This is a genomic window from Saccharibacillus sacchari (assembly GCF_037722395.1).
GTDB classification, from domain to species: domain Bacteria; phylum Bacillota; class Bacilli; order Paenibacillales; family Paenibacillaceae; genus Saccharibacillus; species Saccharibacillus sacchari_A.
On sequence record NZ_JBBKAR010000016.1, the window covers coordinates 32,393 to 52,572 of the forward strand.

Annotated in this window: 15 protein-coding genes and 1 tRNA gene; 3 read left to right on the forward strand and 13 right to left on the reverse strand. The window is 50.9% G+C overall.

Going from position 1 to position 20,180, the window contains the following annotated elements; translation table 11 throughout:
* Positions 1-75 precede the first annotated feature (75 nt).
* The 6 genes from lon to WKI47_RS04435 form a co-directional block, all read right to left on the reverse strand.
* A complete protein-coding gene (gene lon / locus WKI47_RS04410) occupies positions 76-2,454 on the reverse strand; it encodes an endopeptidase La (RefSeq protein WP_340225954.1) in 2,379 nt (792 codons plus the stop codon).
* Between the two features lie 177 nt (positions 2,455-2,631).
* On the reverse strand, positions 2,632-3,774 hold the full coding sequence (gene ispG / locus WKI47_RS04415; protein WP_340225955.1) for a flavodoxin-dependent (E)-4-hydroxy-3-methylbut-2-enyl-diphosphate synthase: 1,143 nt from the start codon (positions 3,772-3,774) through the stop codon (positions 2,632-2,634).
* Between the two features lie 160 nt (positions 3,775-3,934).
* Positions 3,935-5,191 (reverse strand): ATP-dependent protease ATP-binding subunit ClpX, encoded by a 1,257-nt coding sequence (gene clpX, locus WKI47_RS04420; protein WP_340225956.1) that lies wholly within the window; start codon positions 5,189-5,191, stop codon positions 3,935-3,937.
* A gap of 19 nt (positions 5,192-5,210) precedes the next feature.
* A complete protein-coding gene (gene clpP / locus WKI47_RS04425) occupies positions 5,211-5,801 on the reverse strand; it encodes an ATP-dependent Clp endopeptidase proteolytic subunit ClpP (protein ID WP_037290439.1) in 591 nt (196 codons plus the stop codon).
* Between the two features lie 277 nt (positions 5,802-6,078).
* Positions 6,079-7,383 carry a trigger factor gene (gene tig / locus WKI47_RS04430; RefSeq protein WP_340225957.1) on the reverse strand — a complete coding sequence of 435 codons (1,305 nt, stop codon included), beginning with the start codon at positions 7,381-7,383 and terminating at the stop codon, positions 6,079-6,081.
* A 249-nt stretch (positions 7,384-7,632) separates the two neighbouring features.
* Positions 7,633-8,520 (reverse strand): hypothetical protein, encoded by an 888-nt coding sequence (locus tag WKI47_RS04435; RefSeq protein ID WP_340225958.1) that lies wholly within the window; start codon positions 8,518-8,520, stop codon positions 7,633-7,635.
* Between the two features lie 298 nt (positions 8,521-8,818).
* Between WKI47_RS04435 and WKI47_RS04440 the strand changes: the two genes are divergently transcribed.
* A tRNA-Arg gene (locus WKI47_RS04440) sits at positions 8,819-8,892 on the forward strand.
* 169 nt (positions 8,893-9,061) lie between these two features.
* Here WKI47_RS04440 and WKI47_RS04445 read toward each other — a convergent pair.
* The 7 genes from WKI47_RS04445 to WKI47_RS04475 form a co-directional block, all read right to left on the reverse strand.
* Entirely contained in the window at positions 9,062-9,640 is a 579-nt protein-coding gene (locus WKI47_RS04445) for a copper amine oxidase N-terminal domain-containing protein (RefSeq protein WP_340225959.1), read from the reverse strand.
* Between the two features lie 76 nt (positions 9,641-9,716).
* Positions 9,717-11,285 carry a response regulator gene (locus WKI47_RS04450; protein WP_340225960.1) on the reverse strand — a complete coding sequence of 523 codons (1,569 nt, stop codon included), beginning with the start codon at positions 11,283-11,285 and terminating at the stop codon, positions 9,717-9,719.
* Positions 11,282-13,006 carry a sensor histidine kinase gene (locus WKI47_RS04455; RefSeq protein WP_340225961.1) on the reverse strand — a complete coding sequence of 575 codons (1,725 nt, stop codon included), beginning with the start codon at positions 13,004-13,006 and terminating at the stop codon, positions 11,282-11,284. The genes WKI47_RS04450 and WKI47_RS04455 overlap by 4 nt, the downstream gene beginning before the upstream one ends.
* 34 nt (positions 13,007-13,040) lie before the next feature.
* Positions 13,041-13,202 (reverse strand): hypothetical protein, encoded by a 162-nt coding sequence (locus WKI47_RS04460; RefSeq protein WP_340225962.1) that lies wholly within the window; start codon positions 13,200-13,202, stop codon positions 13,041-13,043.
* Positions 13,203-13,350: 148 nt separating this feature from the next.
* Complete coding sequence (locus WKI47_RS04465) at positions 13,351-15,009, reverse strand: extracellular solute-binding protein (RefSeq protein ID WP_340225963.1); 1,659 nt, start codon at positions 15,007-15,009, stop codon at positions 13,351-13,353.
* 88 nt (positions 15,010-15,097) lie between these two features.
* The gene (locus WKI47_RS04470) at positions 15,098-15,985 is read right to left on the reverse strand and encodes a carbohydrate ABC transporter permease (protein ID WP_340225964.1); all 888 of its coding nucleotides are present in this window, start codon (positions 15,983-15,985) and stop codon (positions 15,098-15,100) included.
* A 24-nt stretch (positions 15,986-16,009) separates the two neighbouring features.
* A complete protein-coding gene (locus tag WKI47_RS04475) occupies positions 16,010-16,975 on the reverse strand; it encodes an ABC transporter permease (protein ID WP_340225965.1) in 966 nt (321 codons plus the stop codon).
* A gap of 380 nt (positions 16,976-17,355) precedes the next feature.
* On the opposite strand from WKI47_RS04475, the gene WKI47_RS04480 reads away from it, so the two are divergent.
* Together WKI47_RS04480 and WKI47_RS04485 are read left to right on the forward strand one after the other, a co-directional pair.
* Positions 17,356-18,324 (forward strand): bifunctional helix-turn-helix transcriptional regulator/GNAT family N-acetyltransferase, encoded by a 969-nt coding sequence (locus WKI47_RS04480; protein WP_340225966.1) that lies wholly within the window; start codon positions 17,356-17,358, stop codon positions 18,322-18,324.
* 344 nt (positions 18,325-18,668) lie between these two features.
* Positions 18,669-19,853: an asparaginase gene (locus WKI47_RS04485; RefSeq protein ID WP_340225967.1), complete on the forward strand. Its 1,185-nt coding sequence runs from the start codon at positions 18,669-18,671 to the stop codon at positions 19,851-19,853.
* The last annotated feature ends 327 nt before the right edge of the window (positions 19,854-20,180 follow it).

Below are 20,180 nucleotides of genomic sequence, written 5' to 3' on the forward strand. Positions count from 1 at the left end.
AAAGCGACGCGCAAACCGATCGCTTTTCCGTCCTCACAACTTCAATATTCGATCCGCTTGGAATCGAGCCTGGATTCAATGCGTTTCGATCTGGATTTCGGAAGCTTCTGCCATAGGCGGCACAAGCACTTGATCGGTCAAGGCATGTTCCAGAACCTGATCCATATGGGATACGGGAACAAACTGGATCGCTTCTTTTACGCTGTCCGGAATATCGCGTAGATCGCGTTCATTATCGGCAGGCAACAGCACTTTTTTATAACCTGCACGATGCGCCGCAAGCGATTTTTCTTTGAGACCGCCGATCGGCAAGACCCGTCCGCGCAACGTAACTTCTCCGGTCATCGCAACATCTTTCGATACTGCACGACCTGTAAGCGCCGAGATCAACGCCGTTGCCAATGTAATCCCCGCAGACGGACCGTCTTTCGGTACCGCGCCTTCCGGAATATGAATATGCACATCGTTTTTCTCGTGGAACTGCCCGTCAATCCCAAGCTGCTCTGAACGGGAACGCGTATAGCTAAAGGCCGCCTGTGCGGATTCCTTCATTACATCGCCCAGTTTACCCGTCAGCGTAAGCTTTCCGCTCCCCGGCAGAACACTGACTTCGATCGTCAACGTCTCTCCGCCGACTTCGGTCCAAGCCAAGCCCGTTGCGCTGCCGACCTGATCTTCGGCCTCAGCCAATCCGTAACGGAATCTTGGATTGCCCAAGTATTCTTTGAGCGAATCCTTGGTGACTTCGATCCGTTCGCTTTGACCCGAAACCAGATGCTTGGCTGCCTTACGGCAAATCGCAGCAATCTGTTGTTCCAGATTCCGCACACCGGATTCACGCGTATATTCCCGAATGATTTGCAGCAAGCCTTCCCGCGGCAAGTCCAGTTGTTCTTCATTCAAGCCATGCTCGCGTTTTTGCTTTGGAAGCAGGTAACGGTTCGCAATCTCCAATTTCTCAAGTTCCGTATAACCCGGGATGTTCAGAATCTCCATCCGGTCCAACAGTGGACGGGGGATACCCTGAAGCATATTCGCTGTCGTCACGAACATCACCTTGGACAGATCATACGGAATTTCAACGAAGTGGTCGCTGAAGGTGTTGTTTTGCTCAGGATCAAGCACCTCAAGCAATGCCGCAGACGGATCGCCCCGGAAATCGGAAGCCATCTTGTCGATCTCATCAAGCAGGAACACGGGATTGGAGCTACCTGCCGTGCGCATACCTTGCAGAATGCGGCCCGGCATTGCGCCTACATAGGTGCGGCGATGGCCGCGGATTTCTGCTTCGTCACGTACCCCACCGAGCGATACGCGAACGAACTCCCGTCCCAACGACCGGGCAATAGAGCGCGCCAGCGACGTCTTGCCGACCCCTGGAGGACCGACAAGGCAAAGGATCGGGCCTTTTAGCTTTTTGACGAGCTGCTGTACGGCCAGATACTCCAGTACGCGCTCTTTCGGTTTTTCGAGACCATAGTGGTCTTCATTTAAAATATCTTCGGCTCGAACGATATCGAGCACGTCTTCGGTCTCTTTGCTCCACGGCAAAGCCAGCAGCCAATCGACATAGCCGCGAATGATTCCGCCTTCCGCCGCGCTGGTCGGCATGCGCTCCAGTCGATCGATTTCTTTTTTGATTCGCTCATGGACTTTCTCCGGGAATTCGCCGTTTTCAAGCTGCTCGCGCAGTTCTTCGACTTCTCCGGCCCGTCCGTCTTTTTCGCCCAATTCTTTTTGAATCGCCTTCATTTGTTCGCGCAGGTAATACTCCTTTTGCGTCTTCTCCATCTGCTTCTTCACGCGCTGGCCGATCTTGCGTTCCAGCTCCAAGACTTCGCGTTCGTTGTTGAGCAGATCGAGCAGCTTTTCCAGACGCGGACGGAATTCGACCGTTTCCAAAATGGCTTGCTTATCCTTGATCTTGAGCGGAAGATGGCTGGTAATCACATCCGCCAGTCGTCCAGGCTCATCAATGTCGGATACGGCAGCCAAAGTCTCCGGCGTTACCTTTTTCGACAGATTGATATAATGCTCGAACTGGGTCAATACCGTGCGCATCAGCGCATCGACTTCCGGATCTTCGGTCGTGGGTTCAGCCAATTCACGGGCATACACTTCATAAAACTCTGTATTGTCCTCAATAAACTCCAGAACCTCTGCACGCTCCAGCCCTTCGACCAACACACGAATCGTGCCGTTCGGCAGCTTCAGCATTTGTCTCACTTTGGCAACCGTTCCGATTCGGAATATATCATCCTGCGCCGGTTCCTCGATATTCACCTCGGACTGCGAGCAGAGAAGAATCAAGTGATCGTCGACCATCGCCTTTTCCAGCGCCTTGACCGAGCGTTCCCGTCCGACATCCAAATGAAGCACCATACTCGGATAGACGAGAAGTCCCCGCAAAGGCAGCAACGGAAAACGGCGGTTTTTCTGTTTACTCAATCCCATCGTTTTCACACCCCCAAAAGGCTTATCGTGCATATGCAATCTGCAATCTTTATGCGTGTGTTAAGTGTAGCATATCGCTACTGCGACTACCAAAACCGTCAGACGTATATTGCGAAAAAAGGCGGCTTGCCGGGCTAACCCCGCATGCCGCCTGTACATTCGTTTTCGATTATGCGCTTACTGCGTCGTTTCCGCTTCGACTTGCGCGGCTTTCGGTTGATGCCGCTCTTCGCGACCCGGAATCTTGCCTGTCGCTTCGTACGCGACGACGATCGCGTCGATCTCCTTCTTCAATTCCTCGACCATATCGGCTTCGGGAACTTTACGGATCATCTTGCCATAGCGGAACAACAAGCCTTCGCCGCGGGCGCCCGCGATGCCGATATCCGCTTCGCGTGCCTCGCCGGGGCCGTTAACCGCGCAGCCGAGTACCGAGACTTTGATCGGGACTTTGATCTGCGAGATATATTCTTCGACTTCGTTCGCGATCGAGAACAGATCGATATCGAGTCGGCCGCAAGTCGGGCAGGAGACCAGCGTTGCCGCATTCGTGATCAGACCGAACGTTTTCAACAGCTCGCGGGCTACCTTCACTTCTTCTACAGGATCGGCGCTAAGCGAGATTCGCACGGTTGAACCGATTCCCATCGAAAGCAGCGCACCGATACCGGCAGAGCTTTTGATCGTTCCCGCATTAAGCGTACCGGCTTCGGTAATGCCCAGATGCAACGGATAAGGGATAACCTGTGCAGCCTTGCCGTAAGCTTCGATAGCCATCGGCACGTCGGAAGCTTTCAGCGAAACGATAATATCGTGGAAATCCAGCTCTTCGAGAATACCGATATGGAACAGTGCGCTTTCCACCATGGCATCCGCGGTCGGATAGCCGTATTTTTCAAGCAGGTGGTTTTCCAGCGAGCCAGCATTTACGCCAATACGGATCGGAATTCCTTTTTCTTTGCAGGCTTTAACGACGGCTTCGACTTTTTCGCGCTTCCCGATATTACCTGGGTTAATCCGAACTTTATCGATGCCGTTCTCGATTGCTTTCAATGCCAATTTGTAATTGAAGTGAATATCGGCAACCAACGGAATATTGATTTTTTTCTTGATTTCTTTGATTGCGTCAGCCGCTTCGTCATTATTGACGGTAACCCGCACAACCTGGCATCCAGCCTCTTCCAAACGAAGAATTTCGGCCACTGTCGCTTCGACATCGGCCGTCTTGGTTGTACACATGCTTTGTATAATCACTTCATCGCTGCCGCCAATAACCAGGTTGCCCACCTTTACGGGCCGTGTCTGATGTCTTAAATACATTTCATTCGACCTCCAAATCGGAAAAAGCAAGATGTCGTCCATTCCGGACGCATGACGCGGCGTTGGATCGTTTACCCGTTTAACACACTCATAGCAAACCGGCCAAACCATGTAGGGTTGACCGGCTCGGCATGAGGCCTATGTGATAAAAGAGGGCGCCTTAGGCGCTCTCTTCCCGTTTTTTATCTTTACCTTCGCCAAGTTCAGGCACAACCTTCTCCTTGACGACTTTCTCGGTAATGACACACTCCGTGACATCGTCGCGCGAAGGCACTTCGTACATCACGTCAAGCATCAGTCCTTCGATAATTGCTCTCAGACCGCGTGCACCCGTTTTGCGCTTGATTGCTTCTTCCGCAATCGCAAGCAGAGCCGCATCTTCGAATACCAGATTCACGTTATCCATCTCAAGCAGCTTTTTGTACTGCTTGGTCAGGGCGTTTTTCGGCTCGGACAAAATACGTACCAGGGTCTCTTCGTCCAACGGAGCCAGGGTCGAGATAACCGGCAGACGTCCAACGAACTCCGGAATCAGACCGAATTTGAGCAAGTCTTCCGGCAATGCCATCATCAGGTATTCGCCAGCTTTCAATTCGCGTTGGCCTTCGCCGTCCGCATTGAAGCCGATGACTTTTTTGCCGATACGACGCTTGATCATCTGTTCGAGGCCGTCGAATGCACCGCCGCAAATGAACAGAATGTTCGTAGTGTCGATTTGGATAAATTCCTGATGAGGATGCTTACGTCCGCCTTGCGGAGGAACGGAAGCTACTGTGCCTTCAAGAATTTTCAGCAAGGCTTGTTGTACGCCTTCGCCGGATACATCGCGCGTAATCGAAGGGTTCTCCGACTTACGGGCAACTTTATCGATTTCGTCGATGTAGATAATGCCGCGTTCTGCTTTTTCCACATCGTAATCGGCTGCTTGAATCAACTTCAGCAGAATGTTTTCCACGTCTTCACCGACATAGCCGGCTTCCGTCAAGGAAGTTGCGTCTGCAATCGCGAACGGAACGTTCAGGATGCGGGCCATTGTCTGCGCAAGCAGCGTTTTACCCGAACCGGTAGGACCGATCAGCATGATGTTACTCTTTTGCAGTTCCACGTCTTCCGATTTGCTTTGCGCGTTAACGCGTTTGTAATGGTTGTAAACGGCAACAGCCAGCGATTTTTTCGCTTGGTCTTGTCCGATTACGTATTGGTCGAGGATTGCGCGGATTTCCTGTGGCTTCGGAATATCCTTCAGATCCACTTCCTCTTCATGACCCAGTTCTTCCTCTACAATCTCCGTGCACAACTCGATGCACTCGTCGCAGATATATACGCCGGGTCCGGCAACGAGCTTCCGTACTTGTTCTTGCGTTTTACCGCAGAAAGAGCACTTCAGCTGACCCTTTTCTTCGTTGAATTTAAACATCTAACCACCCCTTCGAGGATTAAGAATTAATCGGTCGCTCAAGAATTTTGTCGATCAGTCCGTAAGACTTGGCTTCTTCGGCGCTCATGAAGAAGTCGCGGTCCGTGTCCCGCTCGATTTTCTCAAGGGGCTGACCTGTCGTATCCACATAGATTTTGTTCAGCTTCTGCTTCGTCTTGATGATCCAATCCGTATGGATCCAAATATCCGAAGCTTGGCCGCTGACACCGCCGAGTGGCTGGTGAATCATGACTTCGCTGTTCGGAAGCGCAAACCGCTTGCCCGGCGCTCCGGCCGTCAGCAAAAGAGATCCCATGCTCGCTGCCATGCCAACGCAAATCGTAGATACATCGGGCTTAATGTATTGCATTGTATCATATATACCCATGCCCGCAGTCACAGAACCACCGGGGGAATTAATGTACAAGTAGATGTCTTTCTCGGGATCTTCGGCTGCCAAGAACAGCAATTGTGCAATAATTAGATTGGCTACGTGATCGTCGATCGCATCGCCAAGCAGAATGATCCGATCCTTCAGGAGCCTCGAATAGATATCGTAAGAGCGCTCGCCGCGGCTTGTTGATTCAACAACTGTAGGGACTAAATTCATGCGATCAACCTCGCTTTCATTGGGACAGTGTCTGGAGGTGAAGCAAGCTATCGAGAGTTAACAAGGTACTTGCTTCTATCCTACGCCTCTAGTTTACCATTTTCAAATGCCAATGTCATTTTTCGGCGCAAGAATATGAATTCCCACATCGAAAGAGATAAAAAGGCAAGGCACGCATAAGATCATACGTGCCTTGCCTATGCGACCACCTTGTCAACGTCAAAGGTAAGGTTAGACCTCGAATCCAAAGTTGACAAGGCGCAAGTCAAGCTATTGCTTACTCAGCCGATGCTGCGATTTCCTTGCTGTTTTCAAGCAGGAATTCGATTGTTTTGCGCAGAGTGATTTCGTCATTCAGGCTGGAGAGCGAACCGTTCGCACCCAGAATGCTGCGGATTTCGTCAATGCTGCGTTTGTACATGTCAGCCATCGTTTGAAGTTCTTTTTCGATATCTTCTTCAGATGCCGAAATGTTTTCTTCTTTTGCGATTGCTTCCAGAACCAGGTTGTTCAGTACGCGCTTCTCGGCGTCGGACTTCATTTGTGTACGCAGATCTTCAACCGTTTGACCGGAGAAGCTTGTGTACATTTCCAGGTTCATGCCTTGTTGGCGCAGACGGTTGTCGAAATCACGCATCATGTTTTCGACTTCGCCTTCGATCATGGCTTCCGGAATTTCAACTTCTGCTTTTGCCGCTACGGCTTCAACAACCGCGTTTTCGCGGGCTGCGTCGTTTTCGCGTTTTTTGCGATCTGCGATTTGAGTCTTCAGGTCTGTTTTGTATTCGTCGAGCGTGTCGAATTCACTTACGTCTTTCGCGAACTCGTCATCCAGCTCAGGAAGCTGTTTGCGCTTGATTTCATGCAGTTTAACTTTGAAGACTGCTTCTTTGCCAGCCAGTTCAGCTGCATGGTAAGTTTCCGGGAACGTTACGTTAACGTCCTTCGAATCGCCAGTCGACATGCCTACGACTTGCTCTTCGAAACCTGGGATAAACGAACCCGATCCAAGTTCAAGTGCATAGTTCTCAGCTTTGCCGCCTTCGAATGCTTCGTCGCCTACGTATCCGTCGAAGTCGATGGACACGGTGTCGCCGTTTGCTGCCGCTTCTTCGTCAACGACGATCAGCTCGGCGTAACGAGTTTGCAGACGCTCCAGCTCTTCTGCAATTTCCGCGTCCGTTACGTCAACTTCGGATACCGGTACTTCTACGCCTTTGTAGTCGCCCAGTTTAACTTCTGGTTTAACGGTAACTTTTGCTTTGAATTTCATCGTTTGGCCTTTGCCAAATTGGTCGATGTCGATTTCAGGACGGTCGACAGGGAAGATTCCCGCTTCTTCTACAGCTTCGCTGTAAGCTTCTGGCAGCAGAATGTCGATGGCGTCATTGTACAAGCTTTCCACGCCAAAACGCGCTTCGAAGATCGACCGCGGCACTTTGCCTTTGCGGAAGCCCGGAACGTTGGCTTTCTTTACGACTTTTTGGAATGCTTTATCAAGTGCGGCTTCAACGCGTTCTACCGATACTTCAACTTCGAGAACGCCAAGGTTTTTCTCCGTTTTTTCCCAACTTGCTGTCATATTGAGTATTCCCCTCCAACAATTAGCTATCAATTAAGTTAATTTAACACACTACTATCTTGTCAACTCTTACTTGCAGGATTAAGTTTATTCGAACGTAACCTTACTTTCAGCGTTGACAAGGCACTACGTTCACGCTCGCAACAACCATACCATCATAACTAAATTTGCAGCGGATTTCAAGCGTCAACGCCACTGCACAGCCAAATCCATAGACTTAACGCAAAAAAAGTAACCGTTTCCCGCAGATTATCGAATCAAAGAGCCTTGCGTGAATGCACGAAGCGCCCGTTCCGCGCGCTCACAACGGAAGCGCAGCTCTCCGGTAATGCCATAGGCTTCCCGGATTCGATCCGCATTTCCGTCACTGCCCAACGACTCGGATGCCTGCGCGTGCAGCGCTGCGGCCCAAGCGTCCAACTCTCCTTCTTCCCCGCGGATCAATACGGCATAATCATGGGTTCCATACGTCGCCATCATGAACTGCATCCACAACTCACGGGCGAAATAGAACATGGAAGGCGACTCATTATCCGTCTGATCGGATACACGCTCCAACACTTCATCGACGGCGTGGGGAAAATCTCCGGGGGTAAGCGGCGTCCGTTCGATTTCCAGCTCGAGTGAAATGCCTTCGCGCGGAAGCCGGACCGAACCTTGAGCTCCGCGGCGCTTCAGCGTCTGTAGCCCACGGAACTGAAGCAAGGGATGCAGCTCTCCTGCCTGCAACCATTCGACCAGCAACCGATCCGTTTCCGCACCTTCCAAATAAGCCAGTTGCTCCAATGCGATTTGCCCACGTTCCGTAAGCGGTTCTTCTGTCACTCTGCGAACCAATTCAAAAGCATAGCCGGGATTTTCCCGCTGCTTCTCAAGCGTTCGGCGCTGTAAGGCTTGCGCTTCGCTCTCCGGTTCTTCTCCGGCCAGTGCCGCCTCATTGCCATAGGCGTCTTGAGCGCCGCCGGGAAAAGCGACACGCAACCATTCAAGCAAAGTGCTCCATTCCTGCCTCCGCTGCTCGTCTTGCCCTTCGCAGCCCAAAAGAAACTCCAATGTCTCTATTGCTTCTCCGTAACGCTCGCTTTCCAACATCCGGGTAATCTGCTCCTGATAATGATCGAGCGTTTTCGGAAGCAACACAACGCCCGCCTTTCGCGTCTGATCGATATGTCATTCCCCCTTTCCCGCAGGCCAACTTCCGTTCGCAATTCTCGTAATGAATGATGAGGGTCAATTATAGCATAAGCGAATCACGTTTGCTTCCTGCAACGCCCTACGGTTAAGATAGGTCAAGCTGTCGGATGTCCTTCTATTAGATGTAAGAACAGATCAACGGTAACATCCGTTCTTTGCTGCAAGACAAGTTTTTGAAGATTGTGCTTGCCTAAATGCTAGCTACATGGTATATTAATTTCTGTTCTGTTTTTCACTTTTTGTCCCAGTAGCTCAGTTGGATAGAGCATGCGCCTTCTAAGCGCACGGTCGGGGGTTCGAATCCCTCCTGGGACGTTTGAGTAGAAGGCTCCCTGTTCGGGAGCCTTTTTTATATCCACATGAACACAAGCCGTCTCCGACCTTGGAGATGGCTTTTTTATGCGGATACAAAAAGACCTTCACAACCAGCCGAAGGTCTTTCGCCGCATTTTATCGTATTGGATTTCTGCCTATTCGCTCCCGCTTAAATCGAAGGCACGGTAGGCGGCTTGGGTACGCTCGGTCCCGATGGCCCTGATGGCGAGACCGGCGGACGCGAAGGTGTAGAAGGCGCAGTGGTAGTCCCGTTCGATTCTACTTCTTTTGTCAACAATACCCGACTGCCATTTTGATCCCATTGCAGATCCGCGCCGAATAGATCAGCCGCAACGCGTACGGGAACCATCGTTTTGTTCTCGTACGATAATGGCGCAGCTTCCAAAGTGATATTCTGCCCATTGCGCTTGGCCTCCCGGCTTCCAAGGGTCAAAACGAATCGTTCCCCATTGTCGCCGCCCGTGATCGTAACCGTGCGCCAAGTTTTGTTATATCGGAAACTGTAGTCTCCAAAGGCTTTCAAATCGGTCAGCGTCAGATAGGTCAGACCATTCCGAACCAATACTTCGCCCTGCGCGACTCTTCCATTTATGTACACCGTCGTCGCAGCGGCCAGCGCGCTTTTTCCACCCACTGAAAGCGCCAGCGGCGCGATCAACAGAGCTGCCGCCACCACTAGCAGCATCTTCTTGACCTTTTCAGGCATGTTTTTCAAAAGTATGCTCATCTTATAAATTCCTCCCTCGTATACCGTTTTTTAACCGCCGCCTCTGACCTTTAATCGCCTACGCGAGGTTTGGCATTTATCCCGGCTCGGAAGCATGGGCTTTGCTGCGGTATTCGTGCGGGGAAATGCCTTCCAGCTCTTTGAAAACGCGTGCAAACTGCTTGACGTTTTCAAACCCTACCGCTTCGCCGACACTGGCCATTTTCAACTCCCGCTCCGCCAACAGCTCTTTTGCTTTTTCGATCCGGACCTTTTTCAAGTACACGACGAAGCTTTCTCCGGTATATGTTTTGAACGCCTCGCTAAAATACGAATAGTTCAAAGAAACATGGTTGCTGACACTGGCCATATTGAGCGGTCTGGCATAGTTTTGTTCGATGAATGCGACGGCTTCTTTCAGGTTCTCGTTTTCCGTATAAGCCAGACGCACTTGTTTGATGTAATCGTTCAGGCTGACAAGCAGATTCTCCAAAGCCCGGAAATAATCGTGAAAATAACGAAAACTGTTCCAATCTCCGACTTTGCGATACAGCTTAAGCACTTCGATCGAAGCTTCGCCGTAACGGCGGAACACTTCGTCGAGTACATGTTCGTTGATCAGCCGAGCCGTATGTTCGATGTAGGAAATGTCTATTCGGGCCAGCTGGTCGATATGGAAAATGCGATATAGCAGCTCATTCACTTCGCGCTTGCGATCGGTCCCCAGCAGATTGCCGAGCAGCCGAATCTCTTCTTTCGGAGCGGGGAACAACTGTCGGCCTTCTTTGATTGCTCGGGCGTCCACCAGATGAATGCCGGGATGTAAAAAGGTATATTTCAGCGCCAGGCACGCTTCTCGGTAGCTACCTGGCAGGTCTTCCAGTCGGCTTCCCTGCAATCCAAGACCAACCAGCAGTCCGCCCAACTCCCTTTTCTCGGCCAGCTCGGCTAGACGCGCGAAGCGTTCAGGCGAAGGATCGATTATCACCAAATGGCCCTCCCGATCCCACAATACGGCTTCAAAAGCGCGATCCAGCGGTCCTTCCAGACGTTCGACCACGGCAGCCAGCTCTTCACGGCTCATATGTCCACCCTGTTCATCGCGATAAGCGACCGTAGCCACGGAAAAAGGAATCGTTAACCCCGCTTCGCCGGAGGACAAATCATCCAATGCCGCCCGGAATTCCGTACCATCCGCCTCAAGCAGTTGGGTAAGACGGGCGACGCGCAATCGCTTTTTGTAATCCTGAGCCAGATCGATTCGCTCCGATTCGTTTTTGCGCTGCTCCAGTTCTTCCAAAGCCCGTCCCAGCGCTTCGAACAGATCCTCGCGCCGTATCGGCTTAAGCAGATAATCCCGTACTTGAAAACGAATCGCCGTTTTGGCATATTCGAACTCGTCGTAGCCGCTGAGTACCAGCACAATAGGACCTTCCGCCGCCCGGCGCTGCTGGCGAAGCCGCTCCAATAATTCCATGCCATCCATGACGGGCATTCGAATATCCGTGATCACCACATTCGCCGGATGCTGTGCGTGCAGCTCCAAAGCTTCTTGCCCGTGGGCTGCGAGCCGAATCCGACAGGTATCGCCAAACTCCCGCTCGATCATCACTTTCAGCCCTTGGCGTATATTTTTTTCATCATCGACGATCAACAGATCGATCATTCTTCCCATCCTCCTCCGGTAAGCAACACTTTGGGGATCGTCAGCACAATGCGCGTGTATGCCCTTTCCTCGCTCTCCAGAAACAACCCGTATTCATGCCCGTAAAACAAGGTGATACGCTGATGCACGTTGCGCAGACCGATTCCTCCGAGCTTGACGCCCGTATAGGCAGAGCCTGTCCCTTCTTCTCCGGCACTCTGAATTTCCGAGTTCAACTCGGCCAATCGGCCGGCATCCATCCCCGCGCCGTTGTCGGTCATGACAATCTGGATCTTCGACAATTCCGCTTCGCGGACTTCGATTCCAAATTCACGCCGCGCTCCGTCCCCAAGCGTCTGCCAGGCATGCTTGACTGAGTTCTCGACGATCGGCTGGAGTGACATTTTCAAAATTTCCAGTTCCATAAAAGACTTCGGAATCTCGCAGATCAAAGCAACCGGTTCGTCGAAGCGAATATTCATGACTTCAATGTAGTTCTCGATATGCCGGATTTCATCCTTGAGTTTGACGTATTCCCCGGTCCACTTGAAGTTATAACGCATCATGCCGCCGAGCGAGGTCAAAGCATCCGAGATTTTGCGTTGATCTTCGATCTCGGCCAGCATTTTGATATTTTCCAACGTGTTATACAGAAAGTGCGAGTCGATCTGATTGTACAGCGTCCGCAATTCAGCTTCCTTCATCAGGGCCTGCTTGCGTACGGCTTCGGCAATCAATTCGTTAATCGTCTGGGTCATTTTGTTAAAATGATACGCCAGATCGCCGATCTCGCCGCCACCGCTGATGCTGAGCGCAGGTTGAAGCTCGCCTTTGCGTACTTTTTTCATCGCGTCGGCGAGCTGCTTGAGGTTTTTCAAAATAAACGAATTCATGATGTAGGTCAGCAAGGCCAGAATCAACACAAACCCGATATTGGCGCAAATAAGCATACCGCGCGTCCGGTTGAGATCTTTAAGCACCTTTTCCAAAGAAACGGCATTGAGCACGTAAGCATCCATTCGCTCAACCGGCGTGTACAGCATCATATAAGCTTCTCCGCCTTCTTCATATCGAAAAAATCCATCGGAGATATTCGGCACTTCACCGGGATCGCCCAAACTCCGCAGTTGCGATACCGCATATTGAACCGCAGGCGAATCGGTGGAAGGTTCAGATCCGCCTGCGCGTGCATAAACCTCACCCGATGTGACCAGCAGCATCTGCGAGCCTTCTTCCTGAAGTTCTCCGAAGGTTCGCGGCGAAAATTGGTCCAGACGCATATCGACCTGAACGACGCCGATATGCTCGTCTTTCGGTAAATTGATCTCGCGCAGCAGCGATACTTTGGGCGGGTCTTCTTCAGTACCTCCGACGTCCTGAACAGTTGATTCCGGTTGAAAGTACCAAGCCTGACGTTCCCCCAACCCTTCGGTCAATGCAAACCACGGCTTTTCGCGTACCCGGCTTTCCCGAAAAATGATCGGCCAAATCTCATAGTTCCGTTCGTTGGCGGTATAAAGACGCAAATGCAAAATCGCCGGATTGCTGATTTGGATACGGGCCAGATTGGCGTAGGCCGTATTATTGAAATCAACTAGCTCTGCGGCTGTCGGGTCTGTCTGCTCGGTCAAATAGCGGCGTACATTTTGGTCAGACAGCGGCAGTTGAGCGGAACGTTCCATCGTCTCGATCTGATTCTCGATGACCTGCTTCTCGCTTTGCACCAAATACTCGCTTTTCACCCGCGCATCTTCTATATAACTATCTCGGATATCGTTATATAAATAGGCAGAAATCAACGTGCTGGGTATCAATATCAACAAGGCGTACGCGGCCACCAACCGACTTTGCAACGATCGGGTCTGAAGCCAACGGCGTACCGCGTACGCTCCATCCCTCCATTTTGTCCTCATCGGCTCCTCCTGTATCCGTTTTCATAAAAGAAGCCCTCCTATCATACAAAGCCTTTCCGCATGATGACAAGACCTAAAATCGCCGAACAACCCACAAGCCCCGGCAGATTGCTCCGGGGCTTGGGATTTGTTGAAAAGGGATGCGGGGGAACTGCGCTTTATTTAAGTCTGCTTTATTTCGCTCCGCCCAATTTCTCCAGGTTTTTCTCGTATTCCGTTTGTTGATACGCTTGTACGTCGGCCAGTCCCGTCGATTCACGTTTTTGTTGATAATCGCTCCAGATCTGATCGAACTCCGCTTCCGTGGAAGCAAGCAGCAGTTTCGGAAGCGTTTTGCCCCATAGCTGTCCGAGTTTCGTATTCGCAATGCCTTCTTTGGAGTTGCCCGTCGGGTTGATCTGATCGAATTCGGAAGCGCTGACCGTTTTGCCGCGCGTCCAATCCATCATTTGCTTAAACGGATCGACCGGGGCAGGCGCCCATTGATCCGTAATATTGGTATCCATCATCATCCAATATTTATGGGAGGCTCCGTACTTCGTATCGAACGCCGCCCGGTCGGTATTGAGCATCTCCAGTACTTCCGGCTTGAACACGGGCTTATCGCCTTCCATGTCATAAGTCACGCCTTCTTCACCCATGTAGAGATCGCGCTGACCTTCTTCGCTTGTCAGGTATTCCAGGAAACCGATCGCGCGCGCTTTGTCTTTGACGTCTTTGGAAATGAGCGTCAGCGTCCAGCCCGAGATGCCAGGTCCCGACAGTTTCGGTTGGTCTTTCGCCGCGTTTGCAGGACCGTCGACTGCAATATAGACGGAGTTCGGGTCGTTCGCGAACAACGCGTTCTGCTGCACGCCGAAGTCGCTGCGTTGGTACATCATAGCAAAGTAACGGCCTTGCGCGATCTTTTCTTCCATTTGCGCGCGTTTGTCGATAAAGATGTCTTTGGCGAGCAGACCGTTTTCGTTGGCTTGACGGAATGTTTTCAACCATTTGATATACTCGAGATCGGTCTGACGGTCGTACAGCTTGCCTGCTTCTTCCTGCGGGATCGCCAGGAAGTTTTGCAGATAGCCTTCCAGCGAATAGTTGCCGTTGTCGGTGAATTCGTGCAGCCCGATCGGGATCAATGGCTGTCCGTTCACTTGCGGATATTTTTCTTTGGCTGCTTGCAGCGCCGCCAGGAAGCCTTCCGGCGTGCTCATATCGGGCGAACCGAGCGCTTCGTACATGTCTTTGCGCACGACGAACACCTGGTTCGAGACGTAGTCTTTGCCGTATTTCTCAAAGTCGGCCGGAGACGAGGACGCGTTCGGATACCCGTACACATTGCCGTCTTCCTGCGTATACCACGACAGTTTGGCCGGATCGGCCACGTTGGAGATGAAGTACGGATCGTATTGCTCGGCCAGCTCGTTGAGCGGCAGCACCAGTTTGCCTTCGATCATTTTTTTCACCGCGTCGTCGCTCCAGGCAATCGTCACGAAATCAGGCAGTTTGCCGGATGCGATCATCGTGTTCATTTTTTCCGCTTCGTTGCCGGCCGGTACGATAAAGTTCAGATCGACGCCGGTCTTTTTCGTTACATATTGACTCGTCAGGTCTTTGCCCCAATCCGTTCCGGTGTACCAGGCGAAGTTGATGTACCAATCGAAGGTAATAGGTGAAGTATCGTTTTGCCAGGACGGCTTGCTTGGATCAACTGCCGCTTGCGCCGCTGCTTCTTTTTCGGTTGCCGCTTCTTTACTTTGACCGCCTGACGAACACGCCGTGCTGAAAATCATCAGCATCGCAGCCAGGAGGATAGAGAACTTTTTCCCTCTTTTTCTCATGTGAGTACCCCTCTTCTGTGTAATGGATGTACGATATGACTCCGGTCTTGCTTATATGGAAACATGGAGCGTAAAGCCGGTCTGGGAATCAGCCTTTGATCGAGCCGATCATCATGCCTTTGACAAAATACTTTTGCAGGAACGGGTAAGCGAATACGATCGGCGCCGTCGTCACCACCATCGTAGCCAACTTGATCGACTGCGAGGTCACCGAGCGCGTCACGCCTCCCGGAACAGCCGCCATCATCTGATTCGAGCTCGACTCTGCGACAACGCGGTATAGATAAGTCTGAATCGGCTGCAAATCCGTATTGTTGATATAAATCATGCCCGTAAAGTAGTCGTTCCATTGATACACCCCATGGAACAAAGCGATCGTCGCAAGTACGGGCATAGACACGGGCAGCACCACTCGCAGAAAGATCGACCAATCATTCGCCCCGTCGATTCGAGCCGCTTCTTCCAATCCTTCAGGAATTTCGCGGAAGAAAGTCATGAAGATAATAAGATCGAAAAAGCTGAACAAAACAGGGATGATATAAACCAGGAAGTTATCCAGCAGATGCAAGTCTCGAATCAGCAGATAGGTCGGAATCAGTCCGCCGCCGAAGAACAGCGTCACCGTCCCCATCAGGATATAAAACTTGCCGCCGATCAATCCTTTACGCGAGAACGCATAAGCCACCATCGCGGTGAAAAAGACGTGGGCGACCGTGCCGACGAGTGTTTTGGCGACCGTTATGCCCATCGCGATCATGATTCCTTCGCTGCGGAATACCGCTCCGAAGTTCTCCAGACTGAACTGTCTCGGCCACCAGTAAATCCCTCCGCTCATCGCGTCGGTACCGTCGTTGAACGAATTGACCAGCACGTACCAGATTGGATAGACCGTGACGAAGCAGATCAGTACCATGCCAAGCGTATTGAGAAAATCAAACAGCGCCTCGCCTCTCGTTTTGCGTTTTAATGTCCACATTGCAGGTTCCTCCTTCCGCCCAGCCTAAAACAGCGAGGTGTTGTTCAATTTTTTGGTCACGCCGTTGGCGATCAGCAACAGGATCAGCGCGATCACCGATTTGAGCAGGCCGACCGCGGTCGAATAGGAGAAGCGGCCCTGCTGAATCCCGGTCTGGTAGACGTAAATGTCAATCACGTTGCTTGCGCTTTCGTTCAGCGAGTTACGCAAAACGAGAATCTGATCAAAGTTGGAGTTTAGCACGCCACTGACCGCAAGAATAAACAAGATCGCGATCGTCGGACGAATATTGGGCAAGGTGACGTAGAACATTTTTTGAAAACGTCCGGCCCCGTCCATCGTTGCTGCTTCGTACTGTTCAGGCGATACGCTTGCCATGGCGGCCAGATAAATAATCGCCGACCAGCCTAACTCTTTCCAGATATCCGACGTGATGACGATGCCCCAGAAGTATTTCGGCTCCGCCAAATACGAGATCGGTTCGGTAATCAGCCCCAGCCCTATCAGCATATTGTTGATAATGCCCACATCGGCGAGCCAGGTCGCCAGAATGCCGCCGAGAATGACCCATGACAGGAAGTGAGGCAAATAAGAAATGGTCTGCACGGTTTTTTTGAATTTAACCGAGCGCAGTTCGTTCAGGAACAAAGCGAATATGATCGGCAGCGGAAATCCGATCACCAGCTTGATCAGACTGATGCCGAGCGTATTGCGGATCACCCCGCCCAATTCGTCGTCTTGCAAAAATTCCCGGAAATGATCCAGCCCGACCCACGGCGCGTTGGCGATCGTATCAACGATATTGTATTCTTTGAAAGCAATGATGATTCCGTACATCGGAATGTAATTAAAAATGAACATCCAGGCCACGCCGAGCAGCGCCATCGTTTGCAAATGCCGCTGTCCGAGCAGCTTTCTCCACCATTTGCGTGCCTTACCGTCCCGCTCCGACGGCAATTCCGAGACGCGCGTCTCTATTTTTCTCTCCATCTTCCAGCCCCCTCCGACCCTGTAGCCGGCTTTTTTGTAAGTGCTTACATTCCATGGATTCATTGTAGCCTGTGAAAACAATCGAAGTAAGGCTTCAAATTTCGGGGTTAGGTATCAAATTTTCAGGTGTAATTTGCCTGAAAATCTGATACAGGTATCAAATTTTCAGGTGTAATTTACCTGAAAATCTGATACAGGGAGCAAATTTTCAGGTGTATTTGCCTGAAAATCTGAGCACGTTTTAGGCAAACGCAAACCTCAGATTAAAACAAGACAAGCTACCAACTCTCTTTCTTGTTATAATTCGGAAGAAGCCTTTCAAATTACCTGACTTCAATAGATGGCTGCCGGCTTGTACAGACCGGAAAGGAAGTGAATCGATGCCTGATCCCTCACTCTGGAAACAGAGAATCAGAACCCTTCGCGCCTTCAATTACAGTGACACCATGCAGGCTGGCGTACTGCGCGAGCGCTTGTTGCATAGTTCCTACTCTTTGACTGAATCACGAGTCATTCTCGAGATTTCCCGCCAATCCAAATTAACCGCCACCGATCTAAGCCGGAATTTAGGACTTGATCCCGGGTATCTTAGTCGGTTACTGGGCAGACTGGAATCCGGGAGCGTGATCGAACGTCCCCGAAGCGAACGCGATGGTAGACGACGGTTCCTCAAATTGACTGAAGACGGCCAACGAATTGCACAATTGCTTAATCGTCGAGTCGATGATGACGTTGCCGAATACTTGGCTGGCTTGTCCGAGCTCGACCAGGCCCGGCTGATGGAAGCCATACGTACGATCGAGGAAATCAATGATTCCCGCGCGGACTATGTGCTTGATAGCCGCTATTTCCTGCGTGAAGCCGAGCCTTCCGATGCCGAGCGATTAACCAAAGCTTACGAAAACTTATTCGAGCAAACGTTCGGCTCTGCAAAAGAATTCCGCGCCGTAATGGCCGATACCAATCAGAGATTGTTTGACCCGACATGCACGACAAGAGCGCGTTGCTGGATCGCCGAGATGAACGGCGAAAACGCCGGATCGATCATCGTCGAGCCTTTAGATGAAAAACGCTTGCATATCAAGCTATTTATGGTCGAATCGAAACGTCGCGGGCTGGGAATTGGCGGAAGCCTTCTGGACGAAGCGATCCGCTTCGCTCGACAGAGCGGTTGCCGGCAACTGACTCTTTGGACGGTCAGAGACCAAACCCGACTTCAAAGGTTGCTTATCCGTTACGGGTTCAATATGTGCGATCGCCCTAGTATTTCGTATTATGGAATGAAGTTTGACGTGGAGTGCTGGGAAATCCCTTTTCCACAAAAAAGCGCGTTAACCGATTTAATATGAATATTTATTCTTAAATTTAAATATAAATTCATTTCTATGCTTTCTTTGTCTTTTTCCCAAAAAATATTTGATACAAACCATTGCATTTAAGCTTTTTTGTTAAAGTTATATTTATTCACATAACAAACTTTTTAATCGTTTCCTTCTCTTTTGAACAATCTGATTAAATCTATTCGTCAAACCAAGTAAAAGCACGAAATATGGCGTATATTATCGAATTAAACGCTTTATTGATCATTTATTGAATTTGTTAATTTACTTAACATGAATTTATATTTATAGACATCGGGAAGCAAGTTATGTCACTTAAAGTTCCTTCCCAAACCTTTTTAAGGAGGAATTCAATGTCCACGATGTCTACGAAAGTTCTGAAAGCCGTGCTTGCCCTTGGTGTTACTGCTGCTGCGGTGGCTCCAGTCGTTCGCATTCCGGGTGCTTATGCAGCGGAAGTTACAGGAACAGTTGTCGCCAGCACACCGGCCACAGCAGGAACAAGTACAGTCGTAAGCGCACTGCCAAAGGTAGAGGTTATTGCTACAGGGGGCACGATTGCAGGTCAGTCTGCTGACGCAACAAGCTTTGGCAATTATCGCGCCGGCACCTTGCTGATCGCCGACATGGTTGCAGAGCTTCCCGACAAGGACAAGATCGCACAGGTAAGTACATATCAATTCGGCAATTCAGGCTCCAGCGCTTACAGTATCGCCGACTTGTACGATCTCTCCCTTCGCGTGGACCAAGCCCTCAAAACACAGGATGCCGTCGTAGTAACCAGTGGAACCGATACGATGGAAGAGATTGCTTACTTCCTCGATCTGACGGTTCGCAGTTCGAAGCCCGTGATCGTTACCGGATCGATGCGACCTTGGACGGTTATCGGCAGCGACGCTCAAGCCAATCTATACAATGCGATCAAATTGGCAGCAAGCGGAAAAACGAAATACTTCGGCACCGTGCTGATGCTTAACGACGAGTTCCATGCCGCACGTGAAGTCACAAAATCCAACTCCTACCGCACCGACACCTTCATCACTCCGGAGCTTGGCGCACTGGGTTATATCGATGAAGCTGGAGTCCGTATCTATCGCGCACCTGCCCGTGCACTGTTGAGCGCTACCGATTGGAACACTCCTTTCGATCTCTCGAAACTCAACAAATCCAATCTGGCCAAGGTTGAAATTGCTTACTCGTACCAAGATGCGGGAGCGGGAGCTATCTCGTCCTTTGTCGCAAACGGTGCAGACGGTATTGTCACCGCAGGAACCGGAGCAGGCGGCATCTCGCGTGCAATGAGCGCAGAACGCACAGCGGCAATCGCCGACCATGATACGATCTTCGTTACGACGACCCGTACCGGATCGGGCAGCAACTATTCCAGCGGCGACAATATCATTGCGGGAGATAATCTGAACGCCGTTCATGCTCGTCTTATGTTGCTGCTGTCGCTGTCGTTCTCCAATGACTTCGACACGGTTAAAGGATGGTTCGAGACTTACGGTGCTGCTCAGGTGAGCGTGCCGGAAAAATAAACGTAAAACGATCGGAAGCCTTATATTTAAAAAAAGAGCTGCCTCAACGCCGTATTTGGCTTGAGAGCGGCTCTTTTTTAAGTGGGCTCACTTTAAGCAGCCAAACGAAGTCGCTCAGACTCCAACCGCAAAAAAGCATTCCGATCCAACGCTTCGTAAAGCTCATATAAATCAAAAGCCGCTGGAATTTCTCACGTCCAACGCAGTTCCCCAGCTTCCGATCCGCCTGAATATCGGCTCATCCTCATCACTCCTTAGGCCCGTAGACCTTTCGTTAGGATAGGTAACAGCAATATCTCCCTTTTCTGTCCATACCATAACCTCTTC

Coding starts and splice junctions, on each gene's coding strand:
- lon (WP_340225954.1), bottom strand. CDS start 2,454: ATGGGATTGAGTAAACAGAAAAACCGCCGTTTTCCGTTGCTGCCTTTG.
- ispG (WP_340225955.1), bottom strand. CDS start 3,774: ATGTATTTAAGACATCAGACACGGCCCGTAAAGGTGGGCAACCTGGTT.
- clpX (WP_340225956.1), bottom strand. CDS start 5,191: ATGTTTAAATTCAACGAAGAAAAGGGTCAGCTGAAGTGCTCTTTCTGC.
- clpP (WP_037290439.1), bottom strand. CDS start 5,801: ATGAATTTAGTCCCTACAGTTGTTGAATCAACAAGCCGCGGCGAGCGC.
- tig (WP_340225957.1), bottom strand. CDS start 7,383: ATGACAGCAAGTTGGGAAAAAACGGAGAAAAACCTTGGCGTTCTCGAA.
- WKI47_RS04445 (WP_340225959.1), bottom strand. CDS start 9,640: ATGAGCATACTTTTGAAAAACATGCCTGAAAAGGTCAAGAAGATGCTG.
- WKI47_RS04450 (WP_340225960.1), bottom strand. CDS start 11,285: ATGATCGATCTGTTGATCGTCGATGATGAAAAAAATATACGCCAAGGG.
- WKI47_RS04460 (WP_340225962.1), bottom strand. CDS start 13,202: ATGAAAACGGATACAGGAGGAGCCGATGAGGACAAAATGGAGGGATGG.
- WKI47_RS04465 (WP_340225963.1), bottom strand. CDS start 15,009: ATGAGAAAAAGAGGGAAAAAGTTCTCTATCCTCCTGGCTGCGATGCTG.
- WKI47_RS04470 (WP_340225964.1), bottom strand. CDS start 15,985: ATGTGGACATTAAAACGCAAAACGAGAGGCGAGGCGCTGTTTGATTTT.
- WKI47_RS04475 (WP_340225965.1), bottom strand. CDS start 16,975: ATGGAGAGAAAAATAGAGACGCGCGTCTCGGAATTGCCGTCGGAGCGG.
- WKI47_RS04480 (WP_340225966.1), top strand. CDS start 17,356: ATGCCTGATCCCTCACTCTGGAAACAGAGAATCAGAACCCTTCGCGCC.
- WKI47_RS04485 (WP_340225967.1), top strand. CDS start 18,669: ATGTCCACGATGTCTACGAAAGTTCTGAAAGCCGTGCTTGCCCTTGGT.